Genomic DNA, 25158 nt, shown 5'->3' with positions numbered 1-25158 from the left:
GCTGACTTTGTGTTAGCGTCACATGGTTACTGATGAGCTCAGTTCTCATCAACCACAGCTTCGCCAGGGAGGTGAATATGACTGTCTCACCGACCATCCTCGAGCAGAATCTGTTACTGGCAGCCTTGCCAGACGGCGCCAAGGAGCGAATATTCCCACGACTCACACTGATTGAACTGAATCTGGGTGACGTGATTTACGAATCCGGCCAGCCTATCGAGTATGTCTATTTCCCCACCAGCTGCATCATTTCCCTGCTTTACGTGATGCTCAACGGCGCATCTGCAGAAATCTCGGTGGTGGGTAACGAAGGCATGGCCGGTATTGCGGTATTCATGGGAGGAGACAGCACCCCCAGCCGTTCCATTGTGCAAAGCCGGGGGGCCGCTTACCGGATGCCCTCAACGGAACTGAAGGCTGAGTTCAACAACCATGCCGATGTGCGGGTCCTGATGTTGCGCTATACCCAGGCGCTGATCACCCAGATGTCCCAGACCGCTGTATGTAATCGCCACCACTCAATCGACCAGCAACTGTGCCGCTGGCTACTGTTATCTCTTGATCGCCTCCCGGACAACCGGCTGACGATGACCCAGGAACTCATCGCCAACATGCTGGGCGTCCGCTGGGAAGGCGTCACCGAAGCCGCCGGCAAGTTGCAGAAACTAGGCATCATTGAATATCACCGTGGTCACATAACCGTCCTTGACCGGGCACGCCTCGAAACGCTTTGCTGTGAATGCTACGCCGTGGTGAAACGGGAAACCGATCGCCTGGCACCCGACAACTTCAGGTACTAGCCCGGTTACTGTCGACTCTCCGGATCTTGCATCAGATTTCCGATCACGGGCCGCCGATTCAGTATCTTGATCTGGTACATGGCGGTATCCGCTTTTTTGAGGAGCTCGTTGGCGGTTTCCCCGTTGTCGGGATACACGCTCACCCCAATACTGAGCTTAAGCGCCACATTATGCCCATCAATCTCCATGGGGATAGCCACAGCTTCACGAATTTTGTCGGCGACGGCAAAGGCGTGATCGGGCTGAGCGATCTCGCCCAATAACACCACAAACTCATCGCCACCATAGCGGCAAACAGTATCCGCCGCCCTTACACAGGTCTTCAGTTTTCCGGCCAGTGCGGCCAGGATAACATCACCGCTGCCATGGCCGAGAACGTCATTGATATCCTTGAAATTATCAAGGTCAATAAACAGCAGGCCCATCTGTTTGCCGTGGCGCCGCGCCAGTGCCAGGGACTGCTCAAAACGCTCGTAGAATGCACTGCGGTTGTGCAGGCCGGTCAGCTCATCGTGCTGTGCAAGGTACGCCATGCGGGCGGTGGTTTCCCGGGAAAAGCGGGCATCGTGAAACACAATCACGGCTCCGACAACCACGCCAAAACGGTTGTGGATAGGGGCCGCGGAATCCTCGATTGCCAGCTCCACACCATCCTTGGCGACCAACAGGGCGTTCGCTTCCAGTGCGACAATGCTGTCTGACTGAATGGCTCGCCGGGCCGGATCGGCTTTCGGCTTGTGGGTACCCGCATCCACCACTCGAAAAATGTCGCTCAGGGGCCGACCGATGGCTTCGTAGCGGCTGAAGCCGGTCAGTGTCTCCGCCACCACGTTCATGTAGGAAACACGCCCGTCAATATCGGTGCTCAATACCGCATCACCGATAGAGTCGAGGGTCACCTGGGCGCGCTCCCTTTCCTCATACAGTTGCTCCTCAGCCTTGCGCCCAGCCCTCTCGTGGGCTTTGTAGGTGCTGATGTCCTCAATCGTATGCACATAGCCGTCGCCGGGCTCATTGTCGGTCTGCATCGCCGCGTTATGGCGGGCCCAGATAACCTCGCCGTTCGCACGTTTTAACCGCATTTCACACAGGAACGGCTTATGCCCCTGCACCGCCGCATTCCAGTGCCGAAGGATCCTGTCATGATCCAGCGGATGGATCACCGAGCACCAGTGCGAGCCGATCAGCTCGTCGCTGGTCCAGCCACAGAGTTTCTGGTAGGCCGCATTGCTGTAGATGCATTTGCCATATTGATCCGTCACCAAAATGCCCAGCGGCAAGGCATCACTCAGTGGAATGCCCTTGCCCTTTCCGGCATTGGCCTGGGTGTCTGCCGCCATCGGGAAGAAATCGCGATATCGCAGCATGCACTACTCCCTGTTTTCGATGATGACTTCAACACGGCGGTTCTGCTGGCGCCCCGTTGCGCTGTCGTTGATGGCGACCGGTCGTTCAAAACCATATCCGTACACCGACAGTCTGCGGCTTTCGATGCCCCGGCCCGTCAGAAAACGCCGGACCGACTCTGCCCGCTGGCGTGAGAGATTCTGATTAAACGCGGCACTACCCACATTATCCGTATGGCCTTCAATCAACACATTGCGGTCGGGATACTGTTTCAGAAAGTTCGCCAGCTTCTCGAGGTTCTGGTTAGTGCCTCCCTGAATCTCCGCGCTCCCGGTGGCAAACAGTACGTCGCCCAGGGTCAGTACCAACCCGCGCTCGGTCGCTTCGGCCTCCAGGGTATCGATCTGTCGTTGCAATTCCTCTGCTTCACGGGAAGCCAGGGCGGCGGCATCTGCCTGTGCGCTGCGCGCACTCTCAGCATCGGCGTGTGCCTGGTCGGCCTCACGAGTCCGTGCCGCTAGCCTGGCTGCGTCGCGTTGCTCGCCCAACAGCGCCCGATCAGCTTCCAGCAGACCGATCTCGCCTTTGGCACGGGCAATTTCAACCATCCGGTCGGCCATGTAAATACGGTGAGCCGCCAGCGCCGCTTCGTCATCATCCAGCGGCTGTTCAGCAAGCTGCACGGCCGCTTCCGCATCACGCAGTTCGATGCGGGCATGGGTCATCATGTCCGGGTTCTGTTGCAGCTCCATCAATTTGGCACGCACGTCCTCGGAGCCATCAGGGCTCGTTGGCGATGTGGCACAGGCGGTCAGCAGCACCGAGGAAAGCACTGCCACGGCGCCGGTTTTTAAGCCTGGAACCGGTTTCAAAAACGATAAGATAGTCATTGCTGATCCCCCTGGCGCTGCATTTCTTCATCCAGAGCCTCGGCGCCTCGCCCCATTTCACGATTGATTGCGGCGGCCTTCGCCAGTTCCGTCCTCGCGATTGCCAGTTGTGCGGCAACGCGGGCCTGTTTGGCCAGGCGGTCAGCCTCGGTCATCCGTTCCTTCTCGACAGCCTGATCGGCTTCCGCCAGATGCCTGTTCGCCTCTTCCAGTTCGGCGCCGGCATAGCGTCGGGCGTCGGCCTGTTCCGCACTGGCAATGGCATCTCTGGCCGCGTTCAGTGATTCTGTCGGTGGCAACGGAGCAGACGCACAGGCGACCAGAGTCAGCGTTGCAAGAAACAAAGTGGTGAACAGGCCGATACGTTCAGCGGCCCGCCGGATTGTGTGCGTCTTCATAGCGAGGCTCCTTATGCCACGGAACGGCCCGGCCCTCTGTTATGATTCCGGGCACGGCCGGGCCATAACGGTCCGACAACATTCCTTGTCTCTAACACTAGGGCCAAGCCCGAACACCGTCCGTTCGCTAACGCACACAAAAGGTTCGCCCTGTGCTGAAACACCCAACGCTTGCTATTTCGGGGCCTCAAGGTGGAGTAGACTCAATAGACGTAAACAGAAAGCCGGTTTTGGGAGGCGCATTTTTAGGAGGCACTATGGACAACACCCACGGAAAGCCGAATTCCGAAAGCCATGACCGGCTGCGCCGCAGCGCCAGGGACCTGATCGACCACGGCGTGCCGCCATCCAACCGTGGCGGATCGCTCAGCGTGGATGCGCTGCAACTGCTTTACCAACGTGCGAGCAATCCCGAATCCGCTGCCGACGCCCTCAAGTTGCTCCATGAGATGCAGACTTATCAGGTGGAGCTTGATCTTCTGTATGAGCAGCTTCAGGCCAACGAACAGGAAATCACCGAGGAACTGGCACACTACAAATCACTCTATGCGCAGGCTCCCGCTGCCTATCTGGTCGTCGCCAACGATGGTGAAATTATTGAGGGTAATCAGGCCGCAGACCTACTTTTCGGTGATTCCGCGCAGCCGCTGACCGGCAAGCCCCTGAGCGCGCTTCTGGCCCCCGACCAGAAAGGCTCGGTGGACGCACTGTTCAGGAATACTGAGGAACAAGGCTCAGGCAGACAACCCACTAAAAGTGTGGTGGTCGAGCTCCCTGATCGCAGGAGGCTGATAATCAACTCAAGGTCTGCCGTTTCCGAGGACAGTATTCTGATGATACTGACTGAAGCCATGACACCCTCCGCCAGCTCCTGATGCGTATCGTCGGTATAGGCGCTTCCGCCGGCGGTCTGGCTTCCCTCGAAGACTTTTTCCGCAATACGCCATGCGATACCGGCATGGCGTTTCTGGTAGTGCAGCATCTGGATCCGACCCAAAAGGCGATGTTGCCCGAACTGCTGCAACGCTTTACCGAAATGCCGGTGTATGAAGCGGAGCAGAACATGCCCGTTCGTGGGGATTCCGTCTATGTCATCCCCCCGAACCGGGAGCTGCGGGTGGTCGACAACACCCTGAAACTGGATCAGCCAGCCCAACCCCGAGGCTTGCGCCTGCCCATCAACGTGCTGTTCTCATCGCTGGCCAGCGCACTGAATGAGCGGGCTATTGCCGTTGTGCTTTCCGGCATGGGCTCAGACGGCACCCTGGGCCTGCAGGCCATCAAGGCCACCGGCGGGCTGACGGTGGTACAGACCCCTGAATCCGCCCAGTTCGATCCCATGCCCAGAAACGCCATAGCCGCCGGCTGTGCCGATATTGTGGCACCGGCCGATGAATTACCGGATCGTATACTGGCCTATGTCCGACGTGTTCCCGAGCCGGGCCAAAGTCCGGAACAAAACCATCACGCTCACACCTCGCTGACACGACTGGACCCGATCCTTCGCCTGCTGCGACAGCAATCCCGACACGATTTTTCACTTTACAAGCCCACCACCCTGAACCGCCGGATTGAGCGCCGCATGGCGATCCATGGTATGTCGGATCTGGCCGATTACACCCACTTCCTCGCCGAAAACAACCAGGAAATAGAGCTGTTGTTCCGGGAATTGCTGATCGGCGTTACCCAGTTTTTTCGGGATCCCGATACCTGGGAGTATCTGATCAATACCGGGTTGCCGGAACTCCTTTCCCTACTGCCACCGGAACACACTTTACGGGTCTGGGTAGTGGGCTGCTCAACCGGGGAAGAGGCCTATTCCCTGGCAATTGCGTTCACCGAAGCGCTGGACCACATCGAACCTGACCGGAAGCTGGACCTGCAGATCTTTGCTTCCGACATCAGTCCGGAATCCATTAACGTGGCGCGGCGAGGGCAATACCCACTGAATATTGAAGACACCGTGTCCGAGGCCCGACTGGCGCGCTTTTTCGTCAAACACGATAATTACTACCAGATACGACCATCGATTCGGGGCAAGGTGTTGTTTGCACGGCACGACGTCATTCTCGATCCACCGTTTACCAAGCTGGACCTGATATCCTGCCGTAACCTGCTGATTTATTTTGATCTGACACTGCAGCGCCGGATACTGCCCCTGTTCCACTACAGTCTTCGCCCCAACGGGCTACTGATGCTGGGCAGTTCCGAAACCGTTGGCCGGCTGAATCATCTGTTCGCACCGTTGAAGCCCAAAATGCGCCTCTATCGGAGCAAACCCTACCAGTCCAACCGCCACACCGACTTCCTGCTAAAATCGTTTCCGCCGCTGTCCACTATGCCCAAGGAGCAATCCGTGCCATCCAACCAGGTTCCCCCACAGGAGGCCCACAGCAACCTGCAGTCCGCAGCGGATCATGTGCTGTTACAGGTGTATTCGCCTGCCGCGGTGCTGCTCAATGCCGATGCTGACATCGTGTACATCAGCGGGCGTACCGGCAAGTACCTGGAACCCGCCGCCGGTAAGGCCAACTGGAACATCCATGCCATGGCCCGTGACGGGTTGCGGGAGCCACTGTATACCGCGCTGAAACAGGCATCTGCCCAGACCGAGCCGGTGGAGCTTAAAGGCGTGTTGGTACAGACAGGCACCGGCACACAAGCCGTCGACCTTTCCATTCAGGCCTTCAGTAAGCCCGAGGCGCTGAAGGGCATGACCATGGTGGTGTTCCACGACGCGCCTGACCAGGTCGCACCCAAGCGCCACAAAAAAGCGTCAGCCGCCAATCCGGACCACGATGCGGAGATTCAGCGGTACCAGCAGGAAATCGAAAGTCTCAGGGAACAGGCGAGGGTATCCCGGGAAGAACTGCAGGCATCGAATGAAGAGCTTCAATCGACCAATGAGGAGTTGCAGTCCACCAATGAGGAACTGACAACCTCCAAGGAAGAAATGCAGTCGATGAACGAGGAACTGCAAACCATCAACACCGAGCTGCAAACCAAGCTGGATGACCTCTCGCTCGCCCAGAGCGATATGCAGAATGTGCTCAACAGTATTGAAATCGCGGTACTGTTCCTGGATCAAGACCTGAATGTGCGGCGCTACACCGAGCGGGCCGCAACCATTATCAGCCTGCGCGAGAGCGACATCGGCCGTCCACTCAGTGACCTGACCACCTATCTCAGTTATCCGGAGCTTCAGGAAGACGCCCGGCACACCCTGAGTACCCTGGCGGTCAGCGAAAAGCAGATCACGACAACGGATGATCGCTGGTTTTCGGTCAGGATCATCCCCTACCGGCGGCTGGATAATGTGATTGACGGGGTCGTCATCACCCTGGTGGATATTACCGACACCAAGAAGCTGGAATCCTCGTTACGGAAACATCCGAAATCCTGACCCGGCTCCGCCCCCGGATGGCAACTGGGTTATCGGAACCACCATCGCGGTAACAACGAGTGGATCGCCGGTTTCAGAAACCGGTCATCAATCAGCCAGATCACGCCCCGGTCTTCCGGGGTGCGGATCACCCGCCCGGCAGCCTGGGCAACCTTCTGCAGGCCGGGAATCTGATAGGTGTAGTCGTAGCCGGCACCGAATCGTTGCTCAAGACGGGCCTTGAGGATGTCATGCCAGGCATCAAAGGGCGGCAGGCCGAGGGTGGCCACGAAGGCACCAATCAGTTGGTCGCCGGGCAGGTCGATGCCCTCGCTGAACACGCCGCCCAGTACCGCAAATGCGACACTGCCCCCGGACTTCTGAAACCCTGCCAGAAATTCACTTCGTTGCTGCGGCGACATGCCCGGTTGTTGAGAGCGCTGGGGAACATCCGGCGCCTCTTTGGCAAGGGTCTCACTGACCGCCCGTGCGTACTTGAAGCTGCTGAAAAACGCCAGGTAGTGACCCGGCCGTTCGCGGAACTGCCGGGCGATGAGATCCGCTATCGGCCTCAGGGAGGCGTCCCGATGGGTCTGCCGGGTGCTGATGCCCGGCGTGAACTGCACCTGCAACTGCTCGGCACTGAACGGACTGGGCAGGGAGGTAAAGCGGGTGTCCTCCGGCATGCCCAGCAGGTCCCGGTAGTAGACGCCAGGACTTAATGTGGCAGAGAACAACAGGACCGACTGCGCCGCTTCGAACCGCTCCCGAAGAAAATCCGCCGGTATCAGGTTCTGAATGGTGAGACTGGCCCGGCCCCGGCCGGTGCGCTGGAATTCGCACAGGGAATGATCGCCAAAGGACTCCGCCAGCTTCATGAAGGCCACGCTTTCAAACAGCAGTTCCTGCAGGGTGAGGTCCGGCGGGTTGTCCGCCAGATAATCGGTGAGGTTGGAGACCGTGGCCTGCAAGGCCCCGAGTAGCTGGGGGGACAGATTGTCGAGAAATACCGGGGTTTCGTCATCCCTCTGATGATCCCGGATCAGACTCTGCCAGGCCCGGGCGGTGCGATCGATCGCCGATTTCAGCGGTCTCGGGGCGCTCTTCTTCACCTTCAGCAGTCGTTGCTGTTCCAGCCGTACCGAATACATGCCCCGGCCCCGGTCCACCAGATTGTGGGCTTCATCCACCAGTACGCTGGCCTTCCAGTTATTCTGGCGAATCAGGCCGTGGAGCAGGGCGGACTGGTCAAACAGCCGGTTCACATCGCCAATCACCACGTCACACCAGCGCGCCATCTCCTGGGCAAGAAAATAGGGGCAAATGCCATGACTTGCGGCGATCTTCGCCAATGTTGCCTGATCCAGCGTATCTTCCGTCTGTGCAGCCTCGGCCCGGGCATCCGGCAGGCGGTCGAAAAAGCCTTTGGCCAGCGGACAGGAATCACCATGGCAGGCCTTGTCCGGGTGCTCACAGGCATCGTCTTTCGACACCAGCTCCAGGGTTCGCAACGGCCAGCGGGGCTGATTCTGGGCTGCACGCAGACGGGTCACCGCATCCATGGCGAGCTGGCGGGCGGTATTACGACAGGTGAGGTAGTACAGCCGGTCCTGTTGCGCCGCCGGCAGGGCCATCAAGGCCGGGAACAGGGTACCCAGGGTTTTGCCCAGACCAGTGGGAGCCTCCAGCAACAAAGCGCCGGATGTCATAGAGTTCTTATAGACCGTTTCAGCCAGCTGGCGTTGCCGCGGCCGGAATTCGGCAAAGGGAAACGTCAATTCGGACAGCAGGGCGTTTCGCTGCTCCCGGTGATGTGCTTCCTGCTCTGCCCAGGCCTTGTACTGCTGGCACAGCCCTTCAAGCTCCCGCCAGAGCTCATCCGCCGTAGCGGTTTCCGCTACCGGGGTTTCCTTATCCTTGCCGGTGTCGTAATAGATCAGGGCAAGTTCCAATTTTTTGCGGTTTTCCTGCCGGCACAGCAGGGCACCGTAGGCTCTGAGCTGCGCACGATGGAGTGCACGCTGATGCTCACGGATGCGGGACAGGTCACCCCGGTGGGTTTTGATCTCCTCCAGCCGACCCTTGTGCGGATTGTAAACATCCGCTCGCCCCGAGAGCACTAACCCCAGACACTCCCCGGTCAGTAAGTACTCGCTCTTATGGCCATAGCCACGCCGTGACTGAATGGCCTGGTGGCCGGCAATGCCCTCTTCAGCGCTGGGTGCCGGGGTATAACGAAAGTCCAGGTCGCCACGACGAGCGGCGAACTCACACAGGGTACGGACGGCCACCTTCACTCGCTGTCCCCATCTGCCTGCCAGCGCACGTAACAGACGCTGGCGGGCATACCTTCGCGTGCAAAGAAAGCCAACCAGCGACGCTGGTGATCCTGCAGCCGGTCACCGGGTCCTTTTACCTCAATCATTTCGTAAAGCGGTCCCGGGCCGGCGGTGTTGGGGTGCAACCGGATCAGGTCCGGGAAGCCACTGCGGTGCTCCTTCAGGTTATTCAGCAGGCGTTCGAACAGCCGCTCCAGGTGATGCGCCGGAATACAGTCCATGGCCATAATCAACAGGTCTTCCGACAACACCGGCCAGACTATGAAAGGGTTGGCAATGCCGTGCTTTTCCCGCCAGGTTTCGAGGATGCGCTGCCTGTAATCACCACCCCGCAACAGTGCAAAACATTGGTCGAAGGCTTGCTGGCGTCGTTCCACAAAGTCCTCCCGCATCAGGTCCGCCGGCCCCACATGGAAAGGATGAAAAAAAGCGCCGGGAATGGCCGCGAAAATGGTCTGCCAACACAGCAGGCCGAACAGGCTGTTGATGAGGGTGTTTTCCACATAGAAAACCGGGGCCTCCTCGGTCTCCAGATGCTGCTGAGCCGCCAGCTCCACCGACGCGATTTCAGGTTTCGGTAAGGTCAGGGTGAACTCCCGGATCGGCGGCGGTGTATCCACGGCAGGCGGCGCCGCGCCCATTTTCGGTGCCAGCCGCTTGAGAATGCGCGCCAGCCCCTGGGCCTCGGCATCACTCAGGTCCCCGGCATGCCAATGTCGGGCAATCTTCCAGGCCTCGCCAAAGCGTTTCATTCGTTCCAGCAACCGCAGCTGCTTCAACCGCGCCTCCCGATGGTTACTGGCCGCCAGCACTTCCAGCGCCAGCTCTCGCTCACCCTGCCGCTCCGCCTGCCGGCCCAACTCCAGCAACAACCGGTCCCGCCGACTGGTCAGCCAGGGATTTGCCAAAGGACCGGGCACCTCGGGCCACACCTCAACCGCGGCCACGCCCTCATCCAGCCATTGCCGACAGTGGTGCATCTGCAGATAGCAGTCCACGTCCGCCCGCTGATGAAAAGCCCGGGAATCGGTGGAAAAGGTCACCTGCTCGTACTGTTGATAACCCAGTTCCACCAGCACGAAATCAGTCCAGCTCTGACGCAGGTTGCCGAAGAACATCAGGCGGATGCGGTCAAACAGAGGCATATCCCGCAGCCGCACCATTGCCGGAGCGCCATCGCCCAACCATTCCTGCAAACGCTGCGGCTCCGGGAAATGTTCGGTCAATACTTCACGCATCCGGGATTTGGACAGGTTCTTGGGCAGGCCCAGTTCCGTCAGCAGGTTTGCAAAAACCGGCCGGAGTTCGGTGAGGGTAACAAGCCGGAACAGGTCATCAATGCCGAGCAGAGGGGACGACTGCAACCAGTTACTCTCGATCAGTTCGGCCAAGGCATAACCGACGGAATCTGGCAGCTCCGGGTAATTCAGTTTATCCACACGAAACAATTCGCCCGTCCGCATCACCATACGCGTCAGCAATCCACGCGCGGCGACAGATAGCTTGAAGAAATTGTCTAAACGGGATTGCTCATTGGCGGTCAGCAGGTCCCCGTGGTGACTGGTCACCCATGACACGACTGTGTCCATGTTCTTCAGGTAATACAGGGGGTCTTCAAGGTCCGCCGTCTGGGGGCGTTGGCCTTTTGATTCGGTGGTCATAGTGTTCCAGGGAACCTTATTGAGAGGCCGCAACTGCCTTAGCCTGCACGCGATCGAGCGGGTAAGATCTGCCAAAATCGTGCGGAGCCATGGATGGCGGAGCCGAGCGTACAGGGACGTATTCACAGCGTATTTTGGCAGATCTTACCCGCTCGGTCGCAGTCCACCCAACTCTACGATGGCCAAGACCAGGTCTCAAATACCCAAATCCGCCGGCTGCATCTGTACCCCACCAATCTTCCACTGATCATCAACCAGCACCATCCGGTAATAAGCATCCCACAGCTTTCCATCCGGACCCTTCAGGCGCACTACCTGGATCTCGAAATCACCGTGAGGAACCCGCCTTACAAACTCAATGGCACTGGCACGGTGAACCGCAGGATACGCGTGTTTAACCATTTCCAGGAACACATCCGAACTGCCAAACCGGCGTTTGACGCCATCCGACGCCACCCGCCATGCAGCTTCATCGTCGTCATTGGCGAACGCCTCTATTTGCAGAAGTATGGTCTCACGAATAGCGGAACCCTCGGTCCCCGCTCTGGGCGAAGCTGGAACAAAGGTCATCATCGCTGCGATCAACAGCAAGGAAAAAAGCCCGATACGGGCCTGGATCAGGGAAGTGGTCATTATGGTGTCCTCCCCAGGGAAACCCTGTTTTAAGCTTACGCCATTTTCAGCCTGGCGGATGTGTTTTCGAGAAATTTCACCCGGGTTTGCGCTACTCTGTAGTCGCCACGTTTACCCGGACCCCCAAAGAGCAGGTATGCCCGACACAACCGCCATCGAACCCGGCTTTCACGCCATTCACGCCAATCACCTGGAAGACCTGCGCCGCGCGGTGGTGTACATCTGCCGCCAGAATCCCATGCCGCCTCTGGAGAGCGAAACCTTCCTGGTGCAGAGTAACGGCATTGCCCAGTGGCTGAAGCTGGCACTGGCGGAGAAGCGTTCGGAGGAGGGCGCCGACGGTGGGCTGGGGATCGCCGCCGGCATGGATTTCCTGTTTCCCGCCCGCTTTATCTGGCAGGCCTACCGGGCGGTCATGCCCGATGGCGAAGTGCCGGAGCAATCGCCGTTCGACAAGCGTCGACTGGTCTGGCGGTTATACCGGTTATTGCCGGAACTGGTCGGTCAGGACGACGCCTTCACCCCGATGGCCCGATTCCTGGACGGCACTGATCCGGATCTGCGGGATTTCCAGCTGGCCGAGAAAGTGGCGGATCTGTTTGACCAGTACCAGGTGTTCCGCGCCGACTGGCTCAGTGCCTGGGAGCAGGGACGGGATGTGGTGATCACCGCCCGGGGTGAGGAGAAGCCGCTGGATGATGAAACCCGCTGGCAACCCTTGTTGTGGCGCAAGGTGGTGGAAGATGTCGGTGCCGAGGCCCACACCAGCCGCTCGCAGATTCACACCCGGTTTATGACCGAAGGCCAGCGTATCCGTGTGCCTGCCAATCCATCCCGGCTGCCCAAACGCATTGTGGTGTTTGGCGTCTCCTCCCTGCCACGGCAGGCACTGGAAGCCCTCTACGTGCTCAGCCGCTTCAGCCAGGTGGTGCTGTGTGTCCACAACCCCAGTCAGTTCTACTGGGCGGATATCATCAGCGACCGGGAACTGCTCAAGGCCGAACGCAAACGTGGGATCGCCCACCCGACGCTTTCCCACGTTGCTGATCCGGACCAGTTGCACCAGCATGCCAACCCGTTGCTCGCAGCCTGGGGTAAGCAGGGGCGTGATTACATCCGCCTGCTGGATGAATTCGATAATCCGGAAGAGTACCGGAGCAGCTTCCAGACCCCGGACCATAAAATCGACATCTTCTCGGCGCACGGTGCCGGCGAGGAAGCCACCCTGCTGCACCAGTTGCAGAACGACATTTACAACCTGACGCCACTGCAGGACATTCGCGCTGAGCAGCGCCAGCTGGATCCCGGTCGGGATCATTCCCTGGTATTTCATGATGCCCACAGCCCCCAGCGGGAAGTGGAAATCCTGCACGATCAGTTACTGGCCGCCTTTAACGCCGACCCCGCGCTGCGGCCCCGGGATGTCATCGTCATGGTCCCGGATATCAACGTGTACGCGCCCCACATCCAGGCGGTGTTCGGTCGTTACCAGGCCGGTCGCACACGGCATATTCCCTTCACTATTTCCGACCAGGGCCAGCGTCACCATGAACCGGTGCTGATTGCCCTGGAAACCCTGATGTCGCTGCCCCGTAGCCGCTTCGGCGTGAGTGAAATCATCAGCCTGCTGGAAGTGCCGGGCATTCGCGATCGCTTCGGTATCGCCGAGGACGAGATTCCCCTGGCCCGGCACTGGGTGGAAGGCGCCAACATCCGCTGGGGCCTGCACGGCAAGCACCGGGAAAGCCTGGAATTGCCGGCCGAGCTGGAACGTAACACCTGGCAGTCGGGACTAAGGTCGATGCTGCTGGGGTACAGCATGGGAGAAGATGAACCCTGGGCCGAAGTGGAACCCTACGGCGAAATCGGCGGGCTTCAGGCCAGCCTGGCCGGGCGCCTCAGCGAGTTCGTTCACCAGCTGGAAACCCTGTGGCAGGCGTTACAGCAATCCCGCACGGCGACAGCCTGGGAAGCCCTGTTTTCCGACATGCTGGAGCGTTTTTTCCACAAGGTAACCGGCAGCGATCTGCTACTGCTCAACCGCTTCCGCCGCCAGCTGGAACAATGGCTGGAGGATGCCCTGGCCGCCGGGCTGGAAAATCAGTCCCTGCCCCTGAACATCGTCAAGGATGTGCTGCTGGAAGGCCTTGATGAAGGCGGCCTGAACCAGCGCTTCCTGGCCGGCAAGGTGAACTTCGCCACCCTGATGCCGATGCGGGCCATTCCCTTCCGCAAGGTGTGCCTGCTGGGCATGAATGATGGCGATTACCCCCGTTCCCGGCCGCCGGTGGATTTCGATCTGATGGCCCAGGATTACCGACCGGGGGACCGTTCCCGCCGCGAGGACGACCGTTACCTGTTCCTGGAAGCGCTGTTGTCAGCGCGGGAACAGTTATACATCAGCTGGGTCGGCCGCAGCATCAAGGACGATTCCGAGCGACCACCCTCGGTGCTGGTGGGCCAGCTGAGGGACCATCTCGACAGCCTGTGGCAGGTCACCGGCCAGCCATCCCAGCCGGTCACCCATGCCCTGACCACGCAGCATCCGCTGCAACCGTTCAGCCGCGATTACTTCCCCAAAGCCAATGGCCTGGGCGAAGGCGAGAACAGCCCGCCAAGACCGTTGACCGAGGTGTTGCAGGCCCGCACGCTGTTTACCTACGAGGGGGAATGGCGCAGCGCCCATGGCAGTGAAGCGGCAGAACAGGCCCAGGATGCCCTGCCGTATCAGACCCCGGAAGAGCCCATCACCCTGAACGATCTGGCGGCGTTCCTGAAAAAGCCCATCGACACCTTTTACCAGCGTCGCCTGCAGGTGCGCTTTGAGGATGTGGAAGACGAGGACACCGACAACGAGAACTTCGACCTCAACGGTCTGGACCGCTGGCGGCTCGACAACGAACTGATCCGGGAAGGTCTAATGAAGGCCGGCTCGGAAGAAGAACTGCATGAACGGCTGGAAGCCACCCTGGATCGCATGGCCCGGCGCGGTGACCTGGGCATGGGGGTCACCGAGCACCGGCTGCGCACCGAGCTGTCCGGCCGCCTGCCGGACCTGTTCGAGCGCTATCAAACTGCACTGATGGAGTGGCCGGAAACGGTCAGCGAACCCATCCCCTTCGACTACCACGTCAGCAACGCCACTGGCGCTGTCGAGGTGCTGGACCTGATCGATGGCCTGCGCTGTAACCACGAAGGCCAGCTGTGCCGGCTGGTGGTGGCCAGTTCCGGGCTGTTGACAGGCTCCGGTTACAGCAAGAAGGTACGGTACGCCAACCTGATGCGGGACTGGGTGATTCATCTCGCCGGGCAGCTTACCGGGCGGCCGTTTGAAACCCTGATCCTCGGCAAGGAAGAGGGCCGCAGGTTCCGCTTCGCTCCGATGGAGCGGGAACAGGCACAGGCGCACCTGGATGCCATCATCGCCCGCTGGATGGAGGCCACCACCCGCGCCCTGCCGATTCACTGTGAAGCCGGCTTCGCCTGGATTTACAGCTTCTATCAAAGCAAAAAATTCCTCGGGGACCATGAACGCGCGATCAGCGACGCGGAGCAGGCCTACACCACCGCATTGGAGCGGGACACCGGTTACCTGAGAGGGGCATTTGAGAGTGCGGAGTTACTGATGGCCAGTGGTGCATTCGAGGCGTTGCTGCATGCACTCTATGTGCCCCTGTGGGAAGCGGAGCAGGGCAAGTCCGCCGCCGAACAGATCGAGGGTCAGGCATGAGCGAAAACATGACAAACCGCAATCCGAATCTGGACCCCTTAACGCTGCCCCTGAACGGCAGCACCCTGATTGAAGCCAGTGCCGGTACCGGCAAGACCTTCACCATCGCCATTCTGTATGTGCGCCTGGTGCTGGGCCACGACCAGCCGGAGGACAGCCCGCTGGCACAGGGCATACTGCCGCCGAACCTGCTGGTGGTGACCTTCACCGACGCCGCCACCAAGGAACTGCGGGACCGCATCCGTACCCGGCTGACCCAGGCCGCCGAGGTGTTTTCCGATGCCGCAGACGCCGCAGCGCCATCACCGGAAACCGCGCTGATCCATCAGCTTCGCGATAACAGTTACCCGGACCCGGCCACCTGGCCGGAATGCCGCAAGAAACTGTTACTGGCCGCCGAGTGGATGGACGAGGCCGCCGTCTCCACCATCCATGGCTGGTGTAACCGAATGCTCAGCGAGCACGCCTTCGACAGCGGCAGCCTGTTCAAGCTTACCCTGGAAACCGACCAGAGCGACCTGTTGGACGAGGTGGTGCGGGATTACTGGCGCACCTTCATCTACCCCTTATCGCCGGTATTGATGGACGAAGCCCTCAGCCACTGGAAAACCCCGGATGACCTGCGCAAGGCGGTGCGTAACCTGATACCCGACGCGAACAGCCTGGGCGCAGCCACCGGTGATGTGAAACAGGCCATCGAACAGACCGTCAATCAACGCCAGGAACGGGCGCGGGAACTGAAGGCTTATGACTGGGCCCACTGGAAACCCGACGTGGTGGAGTTGCTGACCACGCTCAACAAGAGCAAACGGCTCCACGGCAGCAGCATGAAGCCCATGATTGCTGCCTGGGATACCCTGCTGGACTGGGCGGCTTCGGACGAACTCTATCCCCAGGGGCTGGACAAGGCCGGCTTCCAGAACCAGACACCGGCCGTACTGCCCACCAAGCTCAAGGGCGAGGACCCGGCGCCACACCATCCCGCCTTCGAGGCCATAGCCGAACTGGTAGCGTTCAGCCAGAACCTGCCCAGTGCCGAGTCGGATATTCTCCGGCACGCCAGCCACTGGATCGCCCAACGGCTGGAATCGGAAAAACAGAAACGCTCGGAGATGGGCTTCGACGATCTGCTCACCCGCCTCGACGACGCCTTGCACGGCCCCCGCGGCGAGCAACTGGCGGCCACCATCCGTCGTCAGTTCCCGGTGGCACTGATTGACGAATTCCAGGACACCGACCCGGTGCAGTACCGTATCTTCAACCGGGTCTACCAGGTGGCGGACAACCACCCGCACACCTGCATGCTGATGATCGGTGACCCGAAACAGGCCATCTACGGTTTCCGCGGTGCGGACATCCATACCTACCTGGAAGCCCGCAAGGGCGCACGGGAACGCACCTACACCCTGGGCCGCAACTTCCGTTCCGCCGAATCCATGGTGAAAGCCGTCAACCGGGTGTTTGAGCATGGCGATCAAAACAGCCGTGATGGCGCCTTCCTGTTCGGCAAGGGCGACACCTCGCCACTACCGTTCCAGAGTGTCGGCGCCAATGGCACCAAACGCCTGTGGTCGGTCCAGGGCGAAATCCAGCCGAGTCTCACCTTCTGGTCGCTGGAATCGGAAGAAGAGGACAAGGCCGGCAACCGCAAGGGGCTGGCAAAAGGGGCGGCGACCGCCGATATCGCGGAGACCTGTGCCAGTGAAATTGCCCGACTGCTGAGCCAGGGGCAGGCGGGCGAGGCCGGATTTGCGCTGACGGAAAACCCGGCGGATCTCGAACCGGTAGCCCCCAAGGACATCGCCATTCTGGTCAACAACCGCAACGAAGCCAGCGCGGTGCGGGATGCCCTCGGGCGACGCCAGATCAAGAGCGTGTACCTGTCGGATCGGGATTCGGTCCTGACCTCACAGGAAGCCAGGGAAATGCTGTGCTGGCTCCGGGCGTTTGCCGAACCCCGGCAACTGGCCTACGCCCGGGCTGCGCTGGCCACCCCGACGCTGGGCCAGTCCTGGCACTCCCTGAACCGGTTGCTGACCGACGAGATTGCCCTGGAGCGGGAAATTGAACGCTTTATGGGTTACCAGCAGCAATGGCAAAACCAGGGCGTGCTGCCCATGCTGCGCAGTTTCCTGATGGATTTCGATGTGCCTGGCCGGCTGCTCCAGCGCCCCGATGGCGAGCGCCGACTGACCGACATCCTGCACATTGCCGAACTGCTACAGCAGGACAGCCTGCAACTGGACGGCGAACACGCGCTGGTGCACCACTACACCCAGATCCTGCGGGCGGCGGACGAGGAAGACGAACATCGCACCCTGCGCCTGGAAAGCGACGCCGGGTTGGTAAAGGTGATCACCGTGCACAAATCCAAGGGTCTGGAATACCCGTTGGTTTTCCTGCCCTTCGGCACAGCATTTCGTGCCGAGAACGAGAAACAGGCCTTTGTCCGTTATCACGATGACAGCGGCCAGCTTACCACCGTGTTCGACCCCACCCCGGACGACGTGGCACGGGCCGACCGGGAACGGCTGGGTGAGGACATCCGCAAACTCTACGTGGCGCTGACCCGCGCCCGTTTTGCCACCTGGGTCGGCGTGGCGGCGATCGACAACTGGCCCCTCAGCGGCCTGGGCTATCTGATGGGCGGGGAAGGTGAACCGCACTCCGTCAGCAACTGCCTGAACCAACTGGCGAACGGCCACCCGGCGATATCGGTCATGCCGTTGCCGGAGGCCACCGACAACCACTACACCGAAGCCGCACCGGAAGCCCTGGGGCCGGCGCTGGTCTCCAACCGCGAAGCAAAAGAGGACTGGTGGATCGCCAGTTATTCCTCCATCGAGTACACCGGTATGGCCGGAACCGGTATCGTCTTTACCGGAGAAGTGGAAGATGCGGAAACCCAGAATTTGCTGGAAGAAAGTGCCCAGGACGAGGCCGAAGAAGCCGCTGTTCCGGCGACCCGCAACCACCACCATTTCCCCAAAGGCGCTGGCCCCGGCACCTTCCTGCATGAGTTACTGGAGTGGTGTACCCAACAGGGATTCCAACAGGTTGTGGACCACCCCGCGCAACTGCGCGAACAGCTCACCCGCCGATGCAGCACCCGTGGCTGGAGCGAGTGGGTGGAGCCGCTGGAGCAGTGGCTGCTGGCGCTGATTCGCCAACCGATCCCGCTGAGCAGAACCGGCCATCAGCGCGCCAGCCTGGCGGAACTGACCACCCTGCGCCCGGAACTGGAGTTCTGGTTCGAGAGCTGCCACGTCAGTACCCGGGCTATGGACCAGCTGGTCAGGCACCATACCCTTAACGGCGCCGACCGACCCCAGGTGAACGACCGCAGCTTCAACGGCATGCTCAAGGGTTTTATCGACCTGGTGTTTGAACATGACGGGCAGTATTACGTGCTGGACTATAAATCCAATACCCTTGGCGACAATGACAGCGCCTACACCGACCAGGCCATGGGTGAGGCGATCCTGGATAAACGCTACGACCTGCAGTACATCCTTTACCTGCTGGCCCTGCACCGGCTGCTGAAGGCCCGGCTGCCGGATTATGACTACGATACCCACATCGGTGGTGCCGTGTATCTGTTCCTGCGCGGGGTGAATGCCCCCACCGCCGGCGCCTTTACCGACAAGCCGCCGAAGACACTGATCAAGCAACTGGATGCGATGTTTGACGGCAACACGCCATGGGAGGTAGCCGCATGAGCCGGACCCGCAACTCCGACAAACAGTTCACCTTCGATCTCGGCGATGACGGTCAAAGCCCTGCGCCACCATTATCCACAGCGCCATCAGTACCGACTGTCGATACCCGCAAGCTACTGGCCAGCCTCGACCGGACCGAAGCGTTATTGCTCCAGTGGCAACAGGCCGAATGGATTCGCCCACTGGATGTGGGGTTTGCACGGCTGATCCGGAACCTTCTGGAAGAGCAGGGCCATACGCCACAACCGTTGTTGCTGTTACTGGCAGCACTGACCTCCCATCAGGTAGGTCGGGGCCATGTGTGTATTGACCTTGCCAATCTGTTGTCCGATGCCGGCGCCACCCTGTCCTTGCCACCGGAGGAACCCGGCCCGGATAAACTGACGGATTCCGAAGCAGCGGAACTGAGCCAACTGGCCCCGGATGAGGTGCTGGCCAGCGTTTCCCTGCAGGAGTGTCTTGCCGCCCTGGGCAACACGCCGGCAGTCAGTGATGGCTCACAGATCACGCCGATGGTGCTGAACGATACCCGACTTTACCTGCGCCGGTTCTGGCGTTACGAACAGCGAATTGCCGAGGGCATCCAGCAACGGCTGGCGCTGCTCTCCCCACTGGCGGACCCGACCTCGGCATCCGCCGGCACCCTGTCGCAGGCACTGGGCTGCCTGTTCAAACCCCAACCGGATGTGGATTACCAGAAACTGGCCTGCGCCCTCGCCGCCCGCAACCGGTTTGCGGTGGTTACCGGTGGTCCCGGTACCGGCAAGACCACCACCGTGGTGAACCTGTTGGCAGCCCTGCAGGCGGTAGCCGGTGAATCCCCGGAACGGGCCGGTCGCAAGTACCGTATTCGTCTGGCCGCCCCCACCGGCAAGGCCGCCGCACGACTGAACGAATCCATCGGCGGTGCGGTCAGCCGCCTGCCACTGGAGGCATTGCCCGGTCAGGTGGTGCTGGACGACATTCCCACCAAAGTCACCACACTGCATCGCCTGCTCGGCAGCCGGCCGGACACCCGCAAATTCCGCCACAACCGGGACAATCCGCTGCTGGTGGATATCCTGGTGATCGACGAAGCGTCCATGGTGGATGTGGACCTGATGGCTTCGGTATTTGATGCCCTGCCCAGCGATGCCCAACTGATCCTGCTGGGCGACAAGGACCAGCTGGCGTCGGTGGATGCCGGCGCCGTTCTGGGTGAATTGTGCCAGCGTGCGGCAGAGGCCCATTACACCCCGGACACTGCCCAGTGGCTGCACACCATCACTGGCGACCGGGTACCGGACTCACGGATTGATCCCCAGGGCCAGGTGCTCGACCAGGCGGTGGCGATGCTGCGCAAGAGCTATCGTTTCAGTGAGGACAGCGGTATTCGCAAACTGGCGGAAGCGGTCAACACCGATACCCTGGATGCAGCGTTGTTGCGACAGTGCCGCGACGGCGGCTTCGATGACGTCATCTGGCTGAACGGCCGCACCGCCAGACCGGCCCTCGACGACACCCTGGAACTGGTCTGTGCCCATGCCGTCACCGGCACGCCGGACGCCTTCCGACATCAGGGCCAGGGTCGGGAGGTCAACCGGCAGATGCTGCCGCCACCGGTCGGGTATCGTCACTATCTGGAACGCATGAATCATCATCGGTTAACGCCCGACAGCTCCCGGGAGGACTGGGACGATCTGGCAAAAGACGTACTGACCGCCTTCAACGATTTCCAGATTCTCTGCGCCCTGCGAAAGGGCCCCTGGGGAGTGGAAGGCCTCAACGACCAGGTGGCGCAGCAGTTGCTGGGGGAAAAACTGATTCCCCGCGCCGAAGGCTGGTACGCCGGGCGGCCGGTGCTGATCACCGGCAACGATTACAACCTGGGCCTGATGAACGGGGATATCGGTATCACCTTCAGCGTGCCCTGGGACCGGACCGAGTCCGGTGAGCCCAGGTTCACGTTGCGGGTCGCGTTTCCCAGCGGGGACGGGACCGACAGCATACGCTGGATATCCCCGAGCCGGTTGCAACAACTGGAAACCGTGTACGCGATGACCGTGCACAAGTCTCAGGGCTCCGAGTTCAACCATACCTGCCTGGTACTGCCGGACCGACTCAGCCCGGTGATGACCCGGGAGCTGGTCTATACCGGCATCACCCGGGCAAAGAACTGGTTCAGCCTGATCACCGGCGATGCCCAGGTACTGAAAGACAGTGTCGGGCAGCAGGTGGTCCGGGCCTCCGGGCTGGCGTTGAGGCTTGCTGATAACGAGCGCCCGGGACGCCAGTGATCGGAGGGCCTTGCCAAAACACGCTCCTTCGGCACATCCATGTGACGCTCGGGCTCCGCCATCCCTGGCTCCGCACGGTTTTGGCAAGGCCCTCCGATCACTGGCTCAACTGGGAGTTATCACCGCTCCGATGCTGCTGCTCCCACAGATGTGCATAGCGGCCACCCCGAGCCAACAGGTCGTTGTGGTGGCCGCTTTCCACAATCCGGCCGCCATCCATTACCAGAATGGCGTCGGCATCCCGCACCGTGGAAAGGCGGTGGGCGATGACCAGCGTCGTCCGCTGCTGGCTAACTTCTTTCAACGCCCCCAGAATGGCCTGCTCGGACAGCGAATCCAGTGACGATGTGGCCTCGTCCAGAATGAGCAACGGCGGGTTCTTCAGAATCACCCGGGCAATGGCCACCCGCTGCTTCTCACCGCCTGAGAGTTTCAGCCCGCGTTCACCGACCCGTGTTTCATAGCCATCGGGCAGGCTGTGGATAAAGTCTTCCAGGTGCGCCATGCGGGCGGCACGGTACACCTCTTCTTCACTGGCCTCCGGTCGGCCGTAGGCCAGGTTGCGATACAGGGTATCGTTGAACAGCACCGTATCCTGGGGCACCACGCCAATGGCGGCGCGCAGGCTGTCCTGGGTCACCTCGCGGATATCCTGGCCATCGATGGTAATCGCGCCCTTGTCGACATCGAAAAAGCGGAACAGCAATCGGGCGAGGGTGGACTTACCCGCACCGCTGGCGCCGACCACCGCCACGGTGTGACCAGCAGGAATGGAAAAATCCACATCCTGCAGAATCGGACGATCCGGGCGATAGGCAAAGTGGATGTGGCTGAAGCATACTTCTCCGTCATTCACTGCCAGCGGCCGGGCATCCGGCGCGTCCTTTATGCCCGGGGGATCACCCAACAGCCCGAACAGGCGCTCCACATTCACCAACGCCTGACGGATTTCCCGGTAGACAAACCCCAGGGCGTTCAGGGGAATAAACAGTTGCAACAGGTAAGCGTTGATCATGGTGAAGTCACCCAGGGTAATCTCGCCGCTGGCCACTTCTCGCACCGCCATCGCCATGATGGCAATCATCGCCAGGCCGATGATCAGGGCCTGGCCGGAGTTCAGCGCCGCCAGTGATAACCGGTTTTTCAGGCGGGCTTGTTCCCAGTCCTCCAGATCCCGGTCGTACAGCTGCGCCTCAAAACGCTCGTTATTGAAGTACTTCACCGTCTCGTAATTGAGCAGGCTGTCCACCGCCCGCGAGTTGGACTGGTTGTCCCGGGCATTGGCTTCCCGCACAAACTTCGTCCGCCACTCGGTGACTTTGATGGAAAACACCACATACACCACCACCGCCACCAGAATCGCCAGCACATAGCCGACGTTGAACACCACAAACAGAATGCCGGCAACCATCAGGATTTCGAGAAGGGTGGGCACGATGTTGAACAGGGTAAAACGCAACAGAAAACTGATGCCATTGGTGCCCCGTTCGATATCCCGGGCCAGACCACCGGTCTTGCGGTCCAGGTGAAACGCCAGCTCCCGATTGTGAAGATGTTCAAACACCCGCAACGACACCCGTCGCATCGCCCGCTCCGCTACCCGGGCAAACACCGCATCCCGCAGTTCACTGAACAGGGTGCTGCCAAACCGAAGCAGGCCATAGGCCACGACCAGCAGCACCGGAATCCACAACAGCAGTTCGCCGCCCCGGTTCTGGTCCAGGTAATCCACAATGTATTTCAGCGCCACCGGTGTCGCCACGGTGGCTAGCTTGGAGATCACCAGAAAGCCCAGGGCCAGGAACACACGGCCACGGAATTCCGCCAGATAAGGCCATAGACCGGCTATGACCTTCCAGTCCGGTTTGTGATCAGCGGGGTAGTCGTTATCGGCGTAGGCGCGCACTTGGTCTTCCTTTCGCTTCAGAGTAGTCGAGCGTACGGGGTGGAACGGCTTGCCAGGACACGCTGTAAATACGTCCCTGTACGCTCGTCAAAAGCCATCCCTGGCTTTTGACGGTCTTGGTAGGCAGTACCCACCCCGCACGCTCTTGCATAGCTGTATGATAGGTCTTGTTACGAGTACAAGCCGTATAGTCGCCAGAGTCTACCGCATCCAGGAGGCATACCATTAACACCCGTCACCGCAAAGCTATGAAACTGGTTATTGGGTTTATCAGCCCTTACCGTCGGGCGGTGGTTGGCGCCATGGTGGCGCTTATCATCACTGCCGGTATTACCCTTGGCCTGGGTCAGGGTTTACGAATTCTGGTGGACCAGGGATTGGCTACCCAATCGCCCGAGAATCTGGCCCAGGCTATCGGGCTGTTTTTTGTGCTGGTGCTGGGCCTGGCGATCGGGTCGTTTTCGCGGTTCTACCTGGTGTCCTGGATCGGGGAGCGGGTGGTGGCGGATATCCGCAAGCAAGTCTTCAACCACCTGATAGACCTTCACCCCGGCTTCTTTGAACAGAACCGGGCACTGGAGATCCAGTCCCGGTTTACCGCCGATACCACGGTTCTGCAGTCAGTGATCGGCTCGACGATGTCCATTGCCCTGCGCAATGCGCTGATGCTGGTGGGGGGCCTGATTCTGTTATTTGTTACCAACGCAAAACTGGCCAGTGTGATTTTTCTGGGCTTCCCGCTGGTGATCATTCCGATTCTGTTTTTCGGTCGCCGGGTTCGTCAGTTATCCCGCCTCAGCCAGGACCGGGTGGCCGATGTCGGCAGTTACGTGGGTGAAAATCTGGCCCAGATCAAAACCGTTCAGGCGTTCAATCATCAACCCCACGACCGCCGCTTCTTCGCCGAAGTGTCGGAACGAGCCTTCGATATTGCCCGCGCCCGGATCCGGCAGCGTTCCTGGCTGACCGCCCTGGCCATCGCTCTGGTCATGGGAGCGGTCGGGGTGGTGCTGTGGATCGGAGGCCTGGATGTCATCCACGGAAGGATCAGTCCCGGGGAGCTGGCCGCTTTCGTATTCTACAGCCTGCTGGTAGGGGTAGCTGCCGGCGCGCTCAGCGAAGTGATCGGGGAACTCCAGCGCGCCGCCGGTTCCGCCGCACGGCTGTTTGAACTGTTACAGACGCCATCGGAACTGGTCAGTGAACCGGAGAACGCGGTAACTCTGCCAATCCATGTCAGCGGCCAGATCGATATTGAAGCGCTGACCTTCCACTATCCGTCACGGCCGGAAGCGCCGGCCATCCATCATCTGGACATCCACATACGTGCCGGTGAGACGGTGGCGCTGGTGGGCCCTTCCGGTGCCGGGAAATCCACCCTGTTTGATCTGCTGCTGCGCTTCTACGAACCGGAAGCTGGCACCATCACCATCGACGGACTTCCCGTCAGCAAGCTCACTCTGGCGGATCTGCGGCGGTGTTTTGCGCTGGTGCCCCAGAATCCCGCGCTGTTCCATGGCTCGGTGCTGGATAATATTCGCTACGCGCGGCCGACAGCCACACTGGAAGAGGTAAAGGCAGCCGCCGTTATTGCCCACGCCGATGAGTTTATCCGGGCCCTGCCACAGGGGTATGACACCCGGTTGGGAGACAGCGGTCTGGGGCTGTCCGGTGGTCAGCAACAACGACTGGCCATCGCCCGTGCGTTATTGGCGGATGCCCCGGTGCTGCTGCTGGATGAGGCCACCAGTGCCCTGGATGCGGAAAGCGAGCACCTGATTCAACAAGCCATGCCGGCGCTGACGGCACAACGAACCACGCTGGTTATTGCCCATCGGCTGGCCACGGTTCGCGATGCCGACCGGATTGCGGTGATGGATCAGGGCAGACTTCAGGACATTGGCCGCCACGATGAGCTGATTCAGCGCAACCCCTTGTACCAGCGCCTGGCACAGCTGCAGTTCCGCGATTCCGAAGAGGAAACGAGCCCTGTAATCAGTTAGTCGGTTTGTGAACCGTCACCGTACTCCTTACACTGATAGAGAGATTCCAGGGCGGCGACCCATCAAAGCCCGGT

Annotated in this window: 14 protein-coding genes; 7 read left to right on the top strand and 7 right to left on the bottom strand. The window is 60.4% G+C overall.

Features of this window, described 5'->3' with window-relative positions; genetic code table 11:
• Positions 1–77 precede the first annotated feature (77 nt).
• Positions 78–800, top strand: a complete 723-nt coding sequence (locus MARLIPOL_RS10810) for a Crp/Fnr family transcriptional regulator (RefSeq protein WP_012138138.1) — start codon at positions 78–80, stop codon at positions 798–800.
• Between the two features lie 5 nt (positions 801–805).
• Here the strand turns inward: MARLIPOL_RS10810 and MARLIPOL_RS10805 are convergent, their stop codons facing one another.
• The 3 genes from MARLIPOL_RS10805 to MARLIPOL_RS10795 are packed head-to-tail and all read right to left on the bottom strand — an operon-like array spanning position 806 to position 3435.
• On the bottom strand, positions 806–2167 hold the full coding sequence (locus tag MARLIPOL_RS10805; RefSeq protein WP_012138136.1) for a diguanylate cyclase domain-containing protein: 1362 nt from the start codon (positions 2165–2167) through the stop codon (positions 806–808).
• A gap of 3 nt (positions 2168–2170) precedes the next feature.
• Complete coding sequence (locus MARLIPOL_RS10800; RefSeq protein ID WP_012138134.1) at positions 2171–3037, bottom strand: OmpA family protein; 867 nt, start codon at positions 3035–3037, stop codon at positions 2171–2173.
• Positions 3034–3435, bottom strand: coding sequence for a DUF4398 domain-containing protein (locus MARLIPOL_RS10795; RefSeq protein ID WP_012138133.1), 402 nt, complete (start codon positions 3433–3435; stop codon positions 3034–3036). Before MARLIPOL_RS10795 ends, MARLIPOL_RS10800 begins: the two co-directional genes overlap by 4 nt.
• 257 nt (positions 3436–3692) lie before the next feature.
• On the opposite strand from MARLIPOL_RS10795, the gene MARLIPOL_RS10790 reads away from it, so the two are divergent.
• Both MARLIPOL_RS10790 and MARLIPOL_RS10785 read left to right on the top strand, forming a co-directional pair.
• Positions 3693–4310, top strand: a complete 618-nt coding sequence (locus tag MARLIPOL_RS10790; protein ID WP_012138132.1) for a PAS domain-containing protein — start codon at positions 3693–3695, stop codon at positions 4308–4310.
• Positions 4310–6838, top strand: a complete 2529-nt coding sequence (locus tag MARLIPOL_RS10785) for a chemotaxis protein CheB (RefSeq protein WP_012138130.1) — start codon at positions 4310–4312, stop codon at positions 6836–6838. The genes MARLIPOL_RS10790 and MARLIPOL_RS10785 overlap by 1 nt, the downstream gene beginning before the upstream one ends.
• A gap of 29 nt (positions 6839–6867) precedes the next feature.
• On the opposite strand, the gene MARLIPOL_RS10780 is transcribed toward MARLIPOL_RS10785, so the two are convergent.
• The 3 genes from MARLIPOL_RS10780 to MARLIPOL_RS10770 form a co-directional block, all read right to left on the bottom strand.
• Positions 6868–9114 carry an ATP-dependent DNA helicase gene (locus MARLIPOL_RS10780; protein ID WP_012138128.1) on the bottom strand — a complete coding sequence of 749 codons (2247 nt, stop codon included), beginning with the start codon at positions 9112–9114 and terminating at the stop codon, positions 6868–6870.
• A complete protein-coding gene (locus tag MARLIPOL_RS10775; protein ID WP_012138127.1) occupies positions 9111–10817 on the bottom strand; it encodes a VRR-NUC domain-containing protein in 1707 nt (568 codons plus the stop codon). Before MARLIPOL_RS10775 ends, MARLIPOL_RS10780 begins: the two co-directional genes overlap by 4 nt.
• Positions 10818–11012: 195 nt before the next feature.
• Positions 11013–11450, bottom strand: a complete 438-nt coding sequence (locus tag MARLIPOL_RS10770; protein WP_012138126.1) for a DUF4864 domain-containing protein — start codon at positions 11448–11450, stop codon at positions 11013–11015.
• A 136-nt stretch (positions 11451–11586) separates the two neighbouring features.
• Here MARLIPOL_RS10770 and recC point away from each other — a divergent pair, with 136 nt between their 5' ends.
• From recC to recD, 3 genes are read left to right on the top strand one after another with little or no spacing between them, the layout of a single operon-like run.
• Entirely contained in the window at positions 11587–15180 is a 3594-nt protein-coding gene (gene recC / locus MARLIPOL_RS10765; protein ID WP_012138125.1) for an exodeoxyribonuclease V subunit gamma, read from the top strand.
• Positions 15177–18899 carry an exodeoxyribonuclease V subunit beta gene (gene recB, locus MARLIPOL_RS10760; protein WP_012138124.1) on the top strand — a complete coding sequence of 1241 codons (3723 nt, stop codon included), beginning with the start codon at positions 15177–15179 and terminating at the stop codon, positions 18897–18899. The genes recC and recB overlap by 4 nt, the downstream gene beginning before the upstream one ends.
• Positions 18896–21175 carry an exodeoxyribonuclease V subunit alpha gene (gene recD, locus MARLIPOL_RS10755; RefSeq protein ID WP_012138122.1) on the top strand — a complete coding sequence of 760 codons (2280 nt, stop codon included), beginning with the start codon at positions 18896–18898 and terminating at the stop codon, positions 21173–21175. Before recB ends, recD begins: the two co-directional genes overlap by 4 nt.
• Positions 21176–21272: 97 nt before the next feature.
• Here recD and MARLIPOL_RS10750 read toward each other — a convergent pair whose 3' ends face one another.
• On the bottom strand, positions 21273–23081 hold the full coding sequence (locus MARLIPOL_RS10750) for an ABCB family ABC transporter ATP-binding protein/permease (protein WP_012138120.1): 1809 nt from the start codon (positions 23079–23081) through the stop codon (positions 21273–21275).
• A gap of 248 nt (positions 23082–23329) precedes the next feature.
• On the opposite strand from MARLIPOL_RS10750, the gene MARLIPOL_RS10745 reads away from it, so the two are divergent.
• Positions 23330–25084 (top strand): ABC transporter transmembrane domain-containing protein, encoded by a 1755-nt coding sequence (locus MARLIPOL_RS10745; RefSeq protein ID WP_012138118.1) that lies wholly within the window; start codon positions 23330–23332, stop codon positions 25082–25084.
• Positions 25085–25158 lie beyond the last annotated feature (74 nt).

This window comes from Marinobacter lipolyticus SM19, assembly GCF_000397065.2.
GTDB lineage: Bacteria > Pseudomonadota > Gammaproteobacteria > Pseudomonadales > Oleiphilaceae > Marinobacter > Marinobacter lipolyticus.
The sequence above is the reverse complement of the archived record's forward strand: the minus strand, read 5'-3'. Positions and strand labels throughout refer to the sequence as shown.